At 58.2% G+C, this 15094-nt stretch carries 15 protein-coding genes; 2 read left to right on the top strand and 13 right to left on the bottom strand.

Translation table 11 applies throughout. The features are described 5' to 3' along the window. Window positions 1-239: 239 nt before the first annotated feature. From sdhB to sdhC, 4 genes are read right to left on the bottom strand one after another with little or no spacing between them, the layout of a single operon-like run. A complete protein-coding gene (gene sdhB, locus KHQ23_RS21485; RefSeq protein WP_002894954.1) occupies window positions 240-956 on the bottom strand; it encodes a succinate dehydrogenase iron-sulfur subunit SdhB in 717 nt (238 codons plus the stop codon). A 15-nt stretch (window positions 957-971) separates the two neighbouring features. After that, complete coding sequence (sdhA, locus tag KHQ23_RS21480; RefSeq protein WP_004179067.1) at window positions 972-2738, bottom strand: succinate dehydrogenase flavoprotein subunit; 1767 nt, start codon at window positions 2736-2738, stop codon at window positions 972-974. Beyond that, entirely contained in the window at window positions 2738-3085 is a 348-nt protein-coding gene (sdhD, locus tag KHQ23_RS21475; protein ID WP_002894949.1) for a succinate dehydrogenase membrane anchor subunit, read from the bottom strand. The genes sdhA and sdhD overlap by 1 nt, the downstream gene beginning before the upstream one ends. Next, window positions 3079-3483: a succinate dehydrogenase cytochrome b556 subunit gene (sdhC, locus tag KHQ23_RS21470; protein ID WP_004142216.1), complete on the bottom strand. Its 405-nt coding sequence runs from the start codon at window positions 3481-3483 to the stop codon at window positions 3079-3081. The genes sdhD and sdhC overlap by 7 nt, the downstream gene beginning before the upstream one ends. A gap of 640 nt (window positions 3484-4123) precedes the next feature. Here sdhC and gltA point away from each other — a divergent pair. After that, the gene (gene gltA, locus KHQ23_RS21465; RefSeq protein ID WP_002894943.1) at window positions 4124-5407 is read left to right on the top strand and encodes a citrate synthase; all 1284 of its coding nucleotides are present in this window, start codon (window positions 4124-4126) and stop codon (window positions 5405-5407) included. Between the two features lie 90 nt (window positions 5408-5497). Here gltA and nei read toward each other — a convergent pair whose 3' ends face one another. From nei to KHQ23_RS21425, 8 genes are all read right to left on the bottom strand, one after another. Continuing rightward, entirely contained in the window at window positions 5498-6289 is a 792-nt protein-coding gene (nei, locus tag KHQ23_RS21460; protein WP_032414684.1) for an endonuclease VIII, read from the bottom strand. A gap of 15 nt (window positions 6290-6304) precedes the next feature. Beyond that, window positions 6305-6949, bottom strand: coding sequence for a pyroglutamyl-peptidase I (gene pcp, locus KHQ23_RS21455; protein ID WP_032434206.1), 645 nt, complete (start codon window positions 6947-6949; stop codon window positions 6305-6307). 9 nt (window positions 6950-6958) lie between these two features. Then, the gene (locus KHQ23_RS21450; RefSeq protein ID WP_032423934.1) at window positions 6959-7954 is read right to left on the bottom strand and encodes a DUF979 domain-containing protein; all 996 of its coding nucleotides are present in this window, start codon (window positions 7952-7954) and stop codon (window positions 6959-6961) included. Beyond that, a complete protein-coding gene (locus KHQ23_RS21445) occupies window positions 7951-8676 on the bottom strand; it encodes a DUF969 domain-containing protein (protein ID WP_002894928.1) in 726 nt (241 codons plus the stop codon). Before KHQ23_RS21445 ends, KHQ23_RS21450 begins: the two co-directional genes overlap by 4 nt. Window positions 8677-8757: 81 nt before the next feature. After that, window positions 8758-9501 (bottom strand): 5-oxoprolinase subunit PxpA, encoded by a 744-nt coding sequence (gene pxpA, locus KHQ23_RS21440; protein WP_004176856.1) that lies wholly within the window; start codon window positions 9499-9501, stop codon window positions 8758-8760. Beyond that, window positions 9491-10423 (bottom strand): 5-oxoprolinase subunit PxpC, encoded by a 933-nt coding sequence (pxpC, locus tag KHQ23_RS21435; RefSeq protein WP_004183433.1) that lies wholly within the window; start codon window positions 10421-10423, stop codon window positions 9491-9493. Before pxpC ends, pxpA begins: the two co-directional genes overlap by 11 nt. After that, window positions 10417-11073: a 5-oxoprolinase subunit PxpB gene (gene pxpB / locus KHQ23_RS21430; protein ID WP_004214454.1), complete on the bottom strand. Its 657-nt coding sequence runs from the start codon at window positions 11071-11073 to the stop codon at window positions 10417-10419. Before pxpB ends, pxpC begins: the two co-directional genes overlap by 7 nt. A gap of 14 nt (window positions 11074-11087) precedes the next feature. Beyond that, window positions 11088-11831: a type 2 GTP cyclohydrolase I gene (locus tag KHQ23_RS21425; RefSeq protein ID WP_004142237.1), complete on the bottom strand. Its 744-nt coding sequence runs from the start codon at window positions 11829-11831 to the stop codon at window positions 11088-11090. 267 nt (window positions 11832-12098) lie between these two features. Between KHQ23_RS21425 and dtpD the strand changes: the two genes are divergently transcribed. After that, complete coding sequence (gene dtpD / locus KHQ23_RS21420) at window positions 12099-13577, top strand: dipeptide permease DtpD (protein ID WP_004893379.1); 1479 nt, start codon at window positions 12099-12101, stop codon at window positions 13575-13577. Here dtpD and phrB read toward each other — a convergent pair. Continuing rightward, window positions 13549-14991 (bottom strand): deoxyribodipyrimidine photo-lyase, encoded by a 1443-nt coding sequence (gene phrB / locus KHQ23_RS21415; protein ID WP_073553723.1) that lies wholly within the window; start codon window positions 14989-14991, stop codon window positions 13549-13551. The genes dtpD and phrB overlap by 29 nt on opposite strands. Window positions 14992-15094: the final 103 nt, after the last annotated feature.

Here is a 15094-nt window from a genome sequence, read left to right as displayed (position 1 = left end):
GCGTTCAGGCTGCGGTTGCGTTGGCTGCCTTCGCTTACCCCGGTCACATAGTTCACTATGCTCCCGGGGATGCGCTCAGTTGCCGCCTTACCTCGCACTGAACGCCTCGATTACTGGTACATCTTGTGGCGGTTTTTAAAGATTTCCTGCTATATCCCCCGGCGGCGCTAACGCTTGCCGGGGCTACTGCTTTGGTAGCCCGGATAAGCGCTAGCGCCATCCGGGACAGACCGTGTTGCTTACGCGCTGCGCTGTAGCAGCATCGACTTAATATGGCCGATGGCGCGCGTCGGGTTCAGCCCCTTCGGACACACACTGACGCAGTTCATAATGCTGTGACAGCGGAATACGCTGAAAGCATCGCTCAGGCCGTCCAGGCGCTCGCTGGTTTCGGTATCGCGACTGTCGATCAGGAAGCGATACGCGGCCAGCAGGCCAGCCGGGCCGATGAACTTGTCCGGGTTCCACCAGAACGACGGGCACGAGGTCGAACAGCAGGCGCACAGAATACACTCGTACAGCCCGTCGAGTTTCTCACGCTGCTCAGGCATCTGCAGATGCTCGCGAGCCGGAGGATTTTGCCCATTATTCAACAAGTAAGGCTTAATCTTCTCATATTGTGCATAGAATTGCCCCATGTCCACCACCAAATCACGGATAACCGGTAATCCTGGCAGCGGACGGATAACAATCTTCTTGCCCGGCTGATTCAGCGCGGAGATTGGCGTGATGCACGCCAAACCGTTTTTCCCGTTCATGTTTAGACCATCGGACCCGCAGACCCCTTCACGGCAGGAGCGGCGGAACGACAGCGACGGATCTTTTTCTTTCAGCTGGATCAGCGCATCCAGCAGCATCATGTCGCGACCTTCTTCCGCTTCAAGGGTGTAATCCTGCATGTGCGGAGCGTCGTCAACATCCGGGTTATAGCGATAAATTGAAAACTCGAGTTTCATTTTCCTGTCTCCGCATTAGTAAGTACGAATCTTCGGCGGGAATGCCGGACGCAGTTTCGGTTCCATATTGACGCTACGACGCGTCATGGATTCCGACTCTGGCAGGTACAGGGAATGGCACAGCCAGTTTTCATCATCACGATCCGGGAAGTCGAAGCGGCTGTGGGCGCCACGGCTCTCGGTACGGAAGTTAGCGGATACGGCGGTCGCGTAGGCGGTTTCCATCAGGTTATCCAGCTCCAGGCACTCAACGCGCTGGGTGTTGAACTCGCTGGAGGTATCGTCGAGACGGGCGTTTTTCAGGCGCTCGCGGATCACTTTCAGTTGCTCCAGACCTTTGTGCATCGCATCGCCTTCGCGGAACACCGAGAAGTTATGCTGCATACATTCCTGCAGCGCTTTACGAATCGCCACCGGATCTTCACCAGAGCGGGTGTTGTTCCAGCGGTTGAGGCGATCCAGCGAGCCTTCGATATCGGATTCGCTAGCGTCGCGCAGCGTGCCCTGCTCGGCAATGGATTCCTGCAGATGCAGGCCCGCCGCGCGGCCGAAGACCACCAGGTCGAGCAGCGAGTTGCCGCCCAGACGGTTGGCGCCGTGGACCGATACGCAGGCGATTTCGCCTACCGCGAACAGGCCCGGGATCACCACGTCTTCGCCCTTCTCATTCACGGTCAACGCCTGGCCGGTGACTTTGGTCGGGATACCGCCCATCATGTAGTGACAGGTTGGGATAACCGGGATCGGCTCTTTCACCGGATCGACGTGGGCAAAGGTACGGGAAAGTTCAAGGATACCCGGCAGACGAGATTCCAGAACCTCTTTACCGAGGTGATCCAGTTTCAGTTTCGCGTGCGGGCCCCACGGACCGTCGCAGCCGCGGCCTTCGCGGATTTCGATCATGATGGAACGCGCCACCACGTCACGGCCCGCCAGGTCTTTAGCGTTCGGGGCATAACGCTCCATAAAGCGTTCGCCGTGTTTGTTCAGCAGGTAACCGCCTTCGCCGCGGCAACCTTCGGTAACCAGAACCCCAGCCCCGGCGATACCGGTCGGGTGGAACTGCCACATTTCCATATCCTGCACCGGCACGCCGGCGCGGATGGCCATCCCGACGCCGTCACCCGTATTGATGTGGGCGTTGGTGGTGGACTGATAGATACGGCCTGCGCCGCCGGTCGCCAGCACGGTGGCGCGGGCTTTAAAGTAGACCACTTCGCCGGTCTCAATGCACAGGGCGGTACAACCGACTACCGCGCCGTCCTGGTTTTTCACCAGATCGAGGGCGTACCATTCGGAGAAGATAGTGGTGTGGTTTTTCAGGTTCTGCTGATACAGAGTGTGCAGCAGGGCGTGACCGGTACGGTCAGCCGCCGCCGCGGTACGCGCCGCCTGTTCGCCGCCGAAGTTCTTCGACTGGCCGCCAAACGGGCGCTGATAAATACGGCCATCGTCAAGACGAGAGAACGGCAGTCCCATGTGCTCCAGCTCAAGAATCGCTTCCGGACCGGTCTTACACATGTATTCGATGGCGTCCTGGTCGCCGATATAGTCCGACCCTTTTACGGTGTCGTACATATGCCATTCCCAGTTATCTTCATGGGAGTTACCGAGCGCGACGGTGATGCCACCCTGCGCGGATACGGTATGGGAACGGGTAGGGAAAACTTTGGAGAGCAGTGCACAGGTCTGTCCGCTCTGGGAAATTTGCAGCGCCGCGCGCATACCTGCGCCGCCGGCACCGATGACAACAGCATCAAACTCTCTGACTGGCAATTTCATTACACACCCCACACCACAACAAATCCATAAAGAACGTAAGCCACCAGCGCCACAACGATAGCCAGTTGCAGAACCAGGCGCAGAGCCAGTGGTTTAACGTAGTCCGTTAACACCTGCCACATCCCGATCCAGGCATGGATGAGAATGGAAACGAGAGCCAGCAGAGTGAAGACTTTAGTGAAGCCGGAGGCAAAGAATCCGGTCCACACTTCCCATGAGATTTCACCGGTGGTGGCGAAGAAGCCAACCATGTAGATGATGTAGAGGGTCAGAACGATGGCGGTAGCACGGACCAGGATAAAGTCATGTACGCCGTTGCGTCCCAGTGCTGAGGCGTTGCTTACCATACGAGGACTCCTGCGAGAAGTGAAAGCACGACAGTAATAACAAAAGAAATTTTGGCGGAACGTTTCCCTGCTTCGAGGGTTTCGTCAAGGTAGCCAAAGTCCATCATCAGATGGCGAATACCGACAACGACGTGATAGGCCAGCGCGGTGAGAATGCCCCACATGATGAACTTCACAAAGAAGCTATCCATGATGGAGGCCGCCGTCAGAAAACCTTCTGGGGAGGAAAGGCTGGTGCCCAGCAGCCAAAGCAGAATTCCGACCGCCACGAAGGTGATGACACCGGAAACGCGATGGAGAATGGACGCTATCGCCGTGATTGGGAACCGTATCGTTTGTAGATCCAGATTGACAGGTCTTTGTTTTTTCACATTTCTTACCATGAATAACGCCCACATGCTGTTCTTATTGTTTCCTTCCTCCGGTCTGCTTGCGGGTCAGACAGCGTCCTTTCTATAACCAGAAGTCATGTTAAAACGTCTTTTCAGGCATTAAAACATCACTAAACAACGCTGGGTGGCTCGGGATTGCAGGGTGTTCCGGAGACCTGGCCGCAGTATAGGCCGTTCACAAAATCATTACAATTAACCTACATATAGTTTGTTGGGTTTTCTCCGGAACAGTGATCAAGGTCACGATACCAACATTTTTTTAATTTTTAATCACCTGATTTGACAAATATTAAACATTCTTGTTACAACCATTACCAGTTAAATGCAATAATGCTCAAAAGTTATGGGGTCACTCTTTCACCTGAGAATAAGTTATGTAACAGTGTGTCAGTATTGACCGATGTAATCAGGACAGTTATTAGTGGTATATAGGTTTTAATATTCGGACTGCTAAAACGCTGATTTGCTGTTGTTTCACCGCAGCCCTGAAGGACGTGCCATCAAGCGCCGTTGCTCTGTACCCTGCCCTTTTCGCTGACGCAGAGCTGTGTGCAACATAACAAACTGGTAACGTATGCAGGCGCGGGCCGAAAGCAAATCCACCACCCGGCAGTCTTAAGCAATAAAGGCGCTAAGGAGACCATAAATGTCTGATGCTAAAGCAAAAATCACCCTGGGTGGTGACACTGCTATTGAACTGGATGTGCTAAAAGGCACGCTCGGTCAGGATGTTATTGATATTCGTAGTCTTGGTTCAAAAGGCGTATTTACCTTTGACCCAGGTTTCACATCAACGGCTTCTTGTGAATCTAAAATTACGTTTATCGATGGTGACGAGGGGATCCTGCTGCACCGCGGCTTCCCGATCGACCAGTTAGCGACCGAATCTAATTATCTTGAAGTCTGTTATATCCTGCTGTACGGCGAAAAGCCGACCCAGGCCGAATATGACGAATTCAAAACTACCGTCACCCGCCACACCATGATTCATGAGCAGATCACCCGTCTGTTCCACGCGTTCCGTCGCGATTCCCACCCGATGGCGGTGATGTGCGGGATCACTGGCGCGCTGGCGGCGTTCTATCATGATTCCCTCGACGTGAATAACCCGCGTCACCGCGAGATTGCCGCCTACCGTCTGCTGTCCAAAATGCCAACCATGGCAGCCATGTGTTACAAGTATTCTATCGGCCAGCCGTTTGTTTATCCGCGCAACGACCTCTCCTACGCCGGCAACTTCCTGCGCATGATGTTTGCGACACCGTGCGAAGAGTATGAAGTCAATCCGGTGCTGGAGCGCGCGATGGATCGTATTCTGATCCTGCACGCCGATCACGAGCAGAACGCGTCGACCTCCACGGTACGTACCGCGGGCTCCTCCGGCGCTAACCCGTTCGCCTGTATCGCTGCGGGCATCGCCTCCCTGTGGGGACCGGCACACGGTGGCGCCAACGAAGCGGCGCTGAAAATGCTGGAAGAGATCAGCTCCGTTGAGCACATTCCGGAATTTGTTCGTCGTGCGAAAGACAAGAATGACTCTTTCCGCCTGATGGGCTTCGGCCATCGTGTTTACAAAAACTACGATCCGCGCGCCACCGTGATGCGTGAAACCTGCCATGAAGTGCTGAAAGAGCTGGGCACCAAAGACGACCTGCTGCAGGTGGCCATGGAGCTGGAGCATATCGCGCTGAACGACCCGTACTTCATCGAGAAGAAACTGTATCCGAACGTCGACTTCTACTCCGGTATTATCCTGAAAGCGATGGGTATTCCGTCCTCCATGTTTACCGTTATCTTCGCCATGGCGCGTACCGTGGGCTGGATTGCGCACTGGAACGAAATGCACAGCGATGGCATGAAGATCGCCCGTCCGCGTCAGCTGTATACCGGCTACGCCAAACGCGATTTCCAGTCCGACATTAAGCGTTAATCGCACTGTCCGGATCATAAAAACGCGCCTGCTGGCGCGTTTTTTTATGCCTGATAACGCGCTTCATGATGAAATCGCCCGCCAGCCGGCTTAATGCTGGCATCCTGGACACCAGTAAAATGGCCGCGAGGAGAGCGTCGTCTTCTCAATGATTCCCCCACAGCGTTCGCACCTTTCCCTATCGCGATGGAAGACCTTAAAGCGAAACAGCGCGCCATGATGCTTGTTGTCATCCACCAGACCGCGAGTACGATAGGACAGCCGCGGGATATCGAGCAGCGCGTGCGCCAGCGCATCCAGCTGACTGTCGCTCAGTTCAGCGGCTTTACGCTTACCGCTTAATCCCACCTGCCAGAGAATTTCCACCCGCAGATAGTTTCCGAGCCCGGCAAGAAAAGCCTGATCCAGCAGCAGGCCGGAAAACTGACGATTGCGGAATTTGGCCGACAGCAGCCGCGCTTTCACCTGCTCCGCGGTTAACGTCATGTCCAGCACGTCCGGTCCGACGCGCAGCAAGAACGGATGGTTGGCAACCTGCTCCGCCGTGAGGATATCAATGTCCGACGCGCTGTAGAGCAAAATCGCCTTGCTGGCGGTCTGCAGCCTGACGCGCAGTACGCGGTTCGATTGCGGCTCAACGCCGGCATCCACCACGCGCCAGACGCCGTACAGCTGGTTATGGCTATACAGGGTCAATCCGCCGGAGAAGTGGGTTAGCAGGGCCTTGCCGCGGGTGGCGATATGGGTCACCCGCTGACCAATTAGCTGAGTTTGATAGGGTTGCAACTGAGGAAAGGCGAACCAGACGTTGGTTAAGGGTTCGCCTTTGATTGCCGCCTCCAGTTTATCCGCCGCACGGCGGATCTCCGGACCTTCCGGCATACTGTCATCCTTCTGTTAATGGGTGGCGCCGCCGCCAATTTTGACATCGTCATCCTGTTCAAGAGCGACGGCAATCGCCGTTTCCAGCGCCGCGCGTACCGTCGCGACCGACATACTCGCCTGCCCCGGGTGGGCCGCCGCCTGTTCAGGCAGATACGGAATATGGATAAAACCGCCCTTCTGTCCGCGTTTTCCCTGCAGCTGATGCAGCAAACCATACATCACGTGATTGCAGACGAAGGTGCCCGCGGTTTGCGACACCGAGGCCGGGATCCCCTGCTGGCGCAACGCGCTGACGATCGCTTTGATCGGCAGCGTACTGAAGCAGGCCGCAGGGCCATTAGCGACGATCGGCTCATCGATCGGTTGCTGGCCTTTATTGTCGGGGATCCGCGCATCATCGACATTGATCGCTACACGTTCGACGGTAATATCGACACGGCCGCCGGCCTGTCCGACGGCAATCGTCAGCCGCGGTTGATAGGTTTCCAGCGCCTCCTTCAGCACCGTCAGCGCTTCGCCGAATACGCAGGGTAACTGTTTAGCCACCACCTGCTGTCCGCGAATAATCATGCCATCCAGCTGCTTAACCACTTCCCATGAAGGATTAACCGTTTCGCCGCCGAACGGCTCAAAACCGGTAATCAATACGCCAGCCATCATCCCTCCTTACAGGAACATCAGGAAATAGAGTAAGAATACATTGACGATAAGCAACAGGATACCGGTCGGTATCTGGGCTTTAATCACCGCGTTTTTATCCGGCAGTTCCAGCAGCGCCGCCGGGACAATATTGAAGTTCGCCGCCATCGGCGTCATCAGCGTGCCGCAGTAGCCGGAAAACATACCAATCGCCGCCATTACCGCCGGATTGCCGCCGTGCTGCAGGACTAAAATCGGAATGCCAACTCCGGCGGTCACAATCGGGAAAGCGGCAAAGGCGTTGCCCATCACCATTGTCAGCACCGCCATGCCGATGGCATACACAGCCACGGCGATAAAGCGGTTATCGACCGCCAGATAGTGCTCGGTCAGCCATGAAATGCTGGTTCCGACGCCCGCTGCGGTAAACAGCAGCCCCAGCACCGCGAGGATTTGCGGCAGGATAAAGGCCCAGCCGACGGAATCAAGCAAACGGCGCGCTTCCTGCATTGGCTGCGCCACCGTTTCATGCGTCATACGAATCGCCATCGCCAGGCCAATCAGCGTACCGACAGTCATCGAGAACAGAGTAATCAGCGTCGCGTGGTTGCCCGGCCCGAAGAGCGCCACCTGCCATGAGGGCAGATTGTTAAACAGCAGTACGCCAATGACGGTGACGACCGGAATCGCCAGCGCCGGAAAGAAAAGTTTGTTGCCGAGGCGTTTCGCGCTGGCGGTTTTCTCTTCCTGGGTACGCTGATGGTAGCTGCCGAGGCGCACGCCGCCAAAACCGGCGATCAGCGCCAGGACGACCACCGCCCCGCCGACAGCGATATTCACCGTACGCTTATCGCCCACCAGTTGATATGTCCAGTCGCCGAGCAAGAACACCAGCCCGTACAGGCCCCAGAACAGACCGGTTGTCAGACGTCGCGGATTGCTTTTGTCGCGCCAGGACATGATAGCCACGACCAGCAGTACCGCGCCGGCCAGCCAGTATAAATAGGTTTGCTGGAAATTCATGCCGCACCGCCTTTCGCCTGTCCGGCGTTTATCCGGTCCAGCTCGCGCTGGAGATGGCGATCGAGTCGCCACAGGCGCGCGGCGTGGATCAGAAAGGCGCAGATCGCCGTCGGGATCCCCCACAGGGCAATATGCAACGGTTCTGTCTGGATCCCACCCGACTCCAGCATAAAGTTGTGCATGAAGATGATCGCGCCGAAGGCGACAAAAATATCTTCGCCGAAGAACAGCCCGACGTTATCGGTCGCCGCCGACATCGCGCGCAGGCGGTACCGTACATTGCCCGGCAGCGGGCCAAAGCGCTTTTCCGCCGCCCCCTCCGCCATCGGCGCCAGCAGCGGGCGCACCATTTGCGGATGTCCGCCGAGGCTGGTCAACCCCAGAGCGGCGGTGGCTTCGCGCACAAACAGATAGACGATCAGCAGACGTCCGGCGGTCGCGCTATGGATCTTCGCGATCCACGCCTGCGCCCGCTCTTTCAGACCATGGCGCTCCAGCAGCCCGATCACCGCCAGCGGCAGCAGCAGAATAAACGGCAGATTACGGGTATTCAGGAAGCCCTCGCCCAGTTTCTCCAGAATAGTGGCTATTGGCATATGCGCCGCCACGCCGGTGACGATCCCGGAGATAATCACCACCAGCACCGGGTTAAAGCGTAATACAAAACCGACCACAATCACGGCAATGCCGATTAGCGGCCAGAGGGATATCGCCTCTTGCATAATAACGTCCTGTTCAGTTGTGAGTATTGTGAGTGTTGTTAATTATTTGATTTAATTATTATTAATAACTTAGGCGGACTATTACTCGAGGTCCGCGCTGACGTCGATATTCCGCCCGGCAAACGCGGCGCGCAAGCGTCGGGCGAAATCGAGCGCGTGAGCGCCATCGCCATGCAGGCAGACCGTTTCCGCCTTTACATGCGCCCATTCGCCGCTCAGGCTGCGCACCCGATTGTGCTGCACCATTTCCAGCGTTTGCGCCAGCGCCTGCTCTTCGCTCTCAATCAGCGCGCCCGGTTGGCTACGCGGCACCAGGCTGCCGTCGGCCTGATAGCCGCGATCGGCGAAGACTTCCTGGCGCGTCGTCAACTGATAATGCTGTCCGGCGCGGATAAGCTCGCTGCCCGCCAGCCCAACCAGCACCAGGTCGGCGTCGGCATCGCGCACCGCACGGGCGATAGCGTCGGCCAAAGGCGGCTCTTTCGCCGCCTGGTTGTACAACATGCCATGCGGTTTGACGTGCCGCAGCTCGCCCCCCTGGGCGTGTACGATTGCCGCCAGCGCGCCAATTTGGTACAGCACCTGGGCGTAGACCGTCTCTGGCGGTAACTGCATCGCGGTTCGACCGAAATTTTCCCGGTCCGGGAAGCTCGGGTGTGCGCCAATAGCGACGCCGTTTTTCAGCGCCTCGCGCACGCATTGCTGCATAAGAACCGCATCGCCGGCGTGAAAGCCGCAGGCGATATTGGCGGAAGAGACCAGCTGCAGCAGCGCGCTATCGCTGGCGCAGCCTTCGCCGAGGTCGGCATTTAAATCAATTTTCATCGCTTAATCTCCAGGCCAGTTGTTCAAGGTAGCGCTGCTGGTCGGCGCGCGCTTTTAGCGCTTCCTCCAGCGAACAGGGGGTGAAATGGATCGGCTGACCTAGCGGAATTTGCGCCAGTTGGTACATATCGGCTTCAATAATGCAGGCTATACGCGGATAGCCGCCGGTGGTTTGCGCATCGTTCATCAACACAATCGGCTGGCCGTTATGCGGTACCTGTACCACGCCGGGCAGCAGGCCATGAGAGAGCATTTCCCGGTCGGTTGTGCGCCTGAGCGGCTGCCCCTGCAGGCGGTAGCCCATACGGTTGCTTTGCGGACTCAGCTTCCACGGCGAGCGCCAGAAAGACTCCTGCGACACGCTGTCGAATTCGTGATACTCCGGCCCCGGCAGCGCGCGAATAATATTGCCTATCGGCAGCTGTTTAACGCCGCGCGAGGCGCTAAAGCGGCGGGACGATTTCCCAATCTTCACTTGATCGCCATCCTGCAACCGGCGCCCTTCGATTCCGCCGATACCGACTTTCAGATCCGTAGAGCGGGAACCTAAAACTTCAGGGACATCAATACCGCCCGCGACCGCCAGATAGCTGCGGATCCCATGCTGAGGATTTTTCAGCACCAGCCGCTGCCCGGCCTTCGCCTCCATTCGCCAGCCCAACCAGACCGGCGCGCCGTCGAGCGTCGCTTCACAGGCGGCGCCGGTCAACGCGAACCAGCAGTGGCGGGTAAACTGCACATCGACCTGACCCAGCGTAATTTCCAGCGCCGCCGCCTCCGGCGCATTGCCCACCAGCAGATTGGCAATGGTCATCGCCGGTTTATCCAGCGCGCCGCAGCGGCTAATCCCCCACTGGCGCTGGCCTTCCCGGCCGCCATCCTGTACCGAGGTATACATGCCGGCGCGGATAAATTTCAACATACCCCCTCCTTCTGCGGCACAAAGCGCACGCGATCGCCGGAACGCAGCAGCACCGGCTCTTCACGTTTTGGATCGAATAATGCCAGCGGCGTGCGCCCCAGCAGCTGCCAGCCGCCCGGCGTCGCCAGCGGATAAATACCGGTTTGCGATCCGCCGATGCCGACGGATCCCGCCGGTACCAGTACGCGCGGCTCGGCGCGACGCGGCATCGCCAGCTGCTCCGGCAGGCCGCCAAAGTACGGAAACCCCGGCTGGAAACCCAGAAACCACACCATATACTCCACCGAAGAGTGCAGTTCGACCACCTGCTTTTCGCTCAAACCGCTATGGCGCGCGACGTCGCCAAGATCTGGCCCCGCCTCGCCGCCGTAGATAACCGGGATACTTATCTCACGGGATTCCGGCTCCAGCGCATCGCTCTCTTCCCACCAGCGCTGCAGCTTGTCAATCGCCTCCCACGCCATCTCCTGCGGATGACGCAGCACAACGGTGATGTTGTTCATCCCCGGGATCACTTCAACCACCTCTTCGCGATCGGTCAACCGCTGCGTCAGGCCCCAGATACGTTTTTGGCTCTCCAGGGTCACCGGAGGCTCAAGCTCCAGGACCACCGCCGTTTCACCTAACAGATAACAACGCGCTCGCTGCACTTTCTTCTCTCCCGTCAGGCAGGGTTAGGAATATCAATAAAGGTAACATCCAGATCGGTCGTTTCCGTCAGCCATTCGCTGAGGGCGCGAATGCCGCCCCGCTCGGTGGCGTGGTGGCCGGCGGCATAAAAATGCAGGCCCTGCTCGCGGGCAGAGTGAATAGTTTGTTCCGACACTTCGCCGGTGATAAAGGCGTCCACGCCAAAGCGCGCCGCGGCGTCGATAAAGCTCTGGCCGCCGCCGGTACACCAGGCGACGCGGCTGACGGTATCCGACCCGGTATCGCCGCACCACAGCGGCTTGCGCCCCAGTCGCGCTTCGATCCACGAGGCCAGTTCGAGGCCGGAAACCGGCATCGACAGCTCGCCCCACGGCACCAGCGGTTCGATTTCGCCGAGCACGTTAATCCCCAGCAGATGCGCCAGCTGCGCGTTATTGCCCAGCTCCGGATGGGCATCCAGCGGCAGGTGCCAACCGTAGAGATTGATATCGTTGGCCAGCAGGGTTTTCAGGCGACGGCGCTTCATGCCGCGGATCACTGGCGATTCGTTTTTCCAGAAATAGCCGTGATGAACAATCACCGCATCCGCCTGCAGACGGACGGCCTCATCCAGCAGCGCCTGGCAGGCCGTCACTCCGGTGACGATCTTGTGCACCGTTTCGCGTCCTTCCACCTGCAGACCGTTAGGGGCGAAGTCACTGATGGCCGCACTATTGAGCTTGTCGTTAATCAGTTGTTCCAGTTCGCTATTTTTCATCGCCACTCCAGCAGATAATCAGGTTATACAAAGGCATAACATAACCATATCCATTCGGGTCGTCGATAGTCCGCTACCGTCACTGACCATGACTTTTTAACGAATCCCGCAATTTGTCTATTCATCCCGCCGCGCATTAGTGTATATTTATGCACTAATAAAGCATATTAAATAATCAGAAAGCCCCTCAAGCCATGAATATGACTGATAAATCGCTATTCATGCAGAACGATCGACTTTCGCTTTACGCCAGGAAACACACTTCATATGCAGACAACATCATCGCAACCGCGGGCGATCTACTACGTCGTGGCGCTGCAAATCTGGGAGTACTTTAGCTTTTACGGCATGCGCGCCCTGCTGATCCTCTATCTCACCAATCAGCTCAAATATGACGATAACCATGCCTACGCCCTGTTCAGCGCCTACTGTTCGCTGGTCTATGTGACGCCGATCCTCGGCGGCTATCTGGCCGATAAGCTGTTAGGCAACCGGATGGCGGTCATGCTCGGCGCGCTGCTGATGGCCATTGGCCATCTGGTGCTCGGGGCCAGCGAAACCGCTCCGGTTTTCCTGTACCTGTCGCTGGCGATCATCGTCTGCGGCTACGGGTTGTTTAAATCCAACGTCAGCTGTCTGCTGGGGGAGCTGTACGAACCCGCCGATCCGCGTCGCGATGGCGGCTTTTCGCTGATGTATGCCGCCGGCAATATCGGCTCGATTATCGCGCCGATCGCCTGCGGCTACGTACAGGAGGAGTATAGCTGGGCGATGGGCTTTGCCCTGGCGGCCATCGGCATGGTCGCGGGGCTGGTGATTTTCCTCTGCGGCAACCGTCATTTCCAGCATACCGCCGGCGTCAACCGCCAGGCGCTGTGCGCGCGCCGCTTCCTGTTGCCGAACTGGGGCTGGCTGCTGGTATTGCTGGTTACCGCCCCGCTGCTGATTGCGGTACTGTTCTGGCAGGAGTGGTCGGTGTATGCCCTGATGGTGGCCACGGCCATTGGCCTCGCGGTACTGGCGCGGATCTACCTGCGCGCCGAAACCGATAAACAGCGCAAGGATCTGCGCCTGATCGTCGTCCTGACCGCCTTCAGCCTGCTGTTCTGGGCCTTCGCCCAGCAGGGCGGGAGCTCCATCAGCCTGTATATTGACCGCTTCGTTAACCGCCATATCATGAGCTACGAAGTCCCTACCGCTATGTTCCAGTCAATCAACGCCTTCGCGGTGATGCTCTGCGGGATGGTGCTGGCGTGGCTGGTGAAAGAGAGCGTGAACGGCAATCGTACCGTGCGCATCTGGGGGAAATTTGCCCTCGGTCTGGGCCTGATGAGCGCCGGGTTCTGCATTTTGACCCTCAGCGCCCGCTGGTCGGCGGCCTATGGCCAGTCGTCCATGCCGCTGATGGTGCTGGGTCTGGCGGTGATGGGCTTTGCCGAACTGTTTATCGACCCGGTCGCGATGTCGCAGATCACCCGCATTGAGATCCCGGGTGTCACTGGGGTGCTGACCGGTATCTATATGCTGCTCTCAGGGGCCATCGCCAACTATCTGGCCGGCGTTATCGCCGACCAGACCTCGCAGGCGTCATTCGACGCCGCCGGAGCGGTGAACTACTCCATTGACGCCTACATTACCGTCTTCAGCCAGATCACCTGGGGCGCGCTGGCCTGCGTCGGCGTGGTGCTGGTCATCTGGCTGTATCATTCGCTGAAAGTCAGGACCCGCCGTCTGGCGGTGGAGTAATTCCTTTTCTGGCGGCCTCCCAGGCCGCCAGCGTCTCCTGCCGCGCCTGCTTGTGATCAACTATCGGGCGCGAATAGTCCAGCGTGATCCCTTGTTTATCCGCCCACGCCCACGGCTGATGCAGGGCCTTCTCCGGCACCTTTGCCAGCTCCGGCAGCCAGCGACGTATAAACACCCCCTGTTTATCAAACTTTTCGCCCTGGGTGGTGGGATTAAATATGCGGAAATAGGGCGCGGCGTCGGTGCCCGTTGAAGCCGCCCACTGCCAGCCGCCGTTATTCGCCGCCAGGTCGCCATCAATCAGCTGGCTCATGAAATAGCGCTCGCCCGCCCGCCAGTCGAGGCGCAAATCTTTGGTCAGGAAGCTGGCGACAATCATGCGCAACCGGTTATGCATCCAGCCGGTGGCGTTAAGCTGGCGCATGGCGGCATCAACAATTGGAAAACCGGTCTCCCCGCGCTGCCAGGCCTGTAGGGAGGCCTCCTCTGCGCGCCAGGCGACCTTATCTGTCCAGGCAGTAAATGGCCGCCCTTTACAGAGCTTCGGATAGTAGACCATCAGATGGCGGTAAAACTCGCGCCAGATCAGCTCGTTAAGCCAGGTGGCGCCGGCTCCGCCGTCCAGCGCGGCGGGATGTTCCGTCAGCAGACGATGCAGGCACTGGCGGGGGGAAAGCACGCCGATGGCCAGGCAGGGCGACAGGCGACTGGTCCCTTCCACGGCCGGGAAGTCGCGCTGCCCCTCGTAATCCGCCGCCGCTTGCTGACAAAACGCGCGCAGACGCGCCAGCGCCGTTTTTTCATCCGCGGCAAACAGCAGCCCGTCAAACGGCGTTTGCGGGTACTTAAGCTCAGGCAGCGGCGGCGCCTGACGGGCAGGCGCCTGGCGCGGCTTCGGGGCCGCCACGCACGCCGGCAGCCCGTCCCGCAGACGGCGAATAAACGCATTTTTAAACGGGGTGAAGACTTTATACATTTCGCCGCCACCGGTCAGTACGCTGCCGGGCGGCAACAGGACGCTGTCGTCAAAGCCCTGGCAAATCACGTCGCACAAGGTGTTCTCAACGGCGGCATCGCGCTGGCGTTCATTGAATTCGTACTGATAGTTGTAGAACAGGTGACTGACCTGATGCTGCTGGCAAAAATCGGCCAGCCGTTCGACGCTGGCGGTAAAATCGTCCGCCTCTTCTACCCACAGCGGTATGCCCCGTTCCGCCAGCGCGGCATGCAGACTCTGTAAATGGCTGGCGATAAAAGCGGCCTGCCGTGGCGCCAGGTGATGTTCACGCCACTGCCCCGGGGTGGCGATATACAGCGCCAGCACCTGCGCCTGCGGATCGCGGCAGGCGGCAGCCAGCGCCAGGTTATCGTGAATGCGTAAATCCGTGCGTAACCAGACCAGATGGGTGGCCATATCACTCCTTATTATCCGTCAGCAATACTCATCTTATGATCTAAGCCGGCAAAAATAGCGCGCTCCGGCAAAATACGCACCTGCCAATTCCAAGGCGGCGCAT

The sequence above is a fragment of the Klebsiella sp. 64 genome (genome assembly GCF_018223915.1).
GTDB lineage: Bacteria > Pseudomonadota > Gammaproteobacteria > Enterobacterales > Enterobacteriaceae > Klebsiella > Klebsiella pneumoniae.
The sequence above is the reverse complement of the archived record's forward strand: the minus strand, read 5'-3'. Positions and strand labels throughout refer to the sequence as shown.

Excerpts from the sequence above, each read along its gene's own strand:
- sdhB (WP_002894954.1), bottom strand. The coding sequence starts at position 956 with ATGAAACTCGAGTTTTCAATTTATCGCTATAACCCGGATGTTGACGAC.
- sdhA (WP_004179067.1), bottom strand. The coding sequence starts at position 2,738 with ATGAAATTGCCAGTCAGAGAGTTTGATGCTGTTGTCATCGGTGCCGGC.
- sdhD (WP_002894949.1), bottom strand. The coding sequence starts at position 3,085 with ATGGTAAGCAACGCCTCAGCACTGGGACGCAACGGCGTACATGACTTT.
- sdhC (WP_004142216.1), bottom strand. The coding sequence starts at position 3,483 with ATGTGGGCGTTATTCATGGTAAGAAATGTGAAAAAACAAAGACCTGTC.
- gltA (WP_002894943.1), top strand. The coding sequence starts at position 4,124 with ATGTCTGATGCTAAAGCAAAAATCACCCTGGGTGGTGACACTGCTATT.
- nei (WP_032414684.1), bottom strand. The coding sequence starts at position 6,289 with ATGCCGGAAGGTCCGGAGATCCGCCGTGCGGCGGATAAACTGGAGGCG.
- pcp (WP_032434206.1), bottom strand. The coding sequence starts at position 6,949 with ATGGCTGGCGTATTGATTACCGGTTTTGAGCCGTTCGGCGGCGAAACG.
- KHQ23_RS21450 (WP_032423934.1), bottom strand. The coding sequence starts at position 7,954 with ATGAATTTCCAGCAAACCTATTTATACTGGCTGGCCGGCGCGGTACTG.
- KHQ23_RS21445 (WP_002894928.1), bottom strand. The coding sequence starts at position 8,676 with ATGCAAGAGGCGATATCCCTCTGGCCGCTAATCGGCATTGCCGTGATT.
- pxpA (WP_004176856.1), bottom strand. The coding sequence starts at position 9,501 with ATGAAAATTGATTTAAATGCCGACCTCGGCGAAGGCTGCGCCAGCGAT.
- pxpC (WP_004183433.1), bottom strand. The coding sequence starts at position 10,423 with ATGTTGAAATTTATCCGCGCCGGCATGTATACCTCGGTACAGGATGGC.
- KHQ23_RS21425 (WP_004142237.1), bottom strand. The coding sequence starts at position 11,831 with ATGAAAAATAGCGAACTGGAACAACTGATTAACGACAAGCTCAATAGT.
- dtpD (WP_004893379.1), top strand. The coding sequence starts at position 12,099 with ATGCAGACAACATCATCGCAACCGCGGGCGATCTACTACGTCGTGGCG.
- phrB (WP_073553723.1), bottom strand. The coding sequence starts at position 14,991 with ATGGCCACCCATCTGGTCTGGTTACGCACGGATTTACGCATTCACGAT.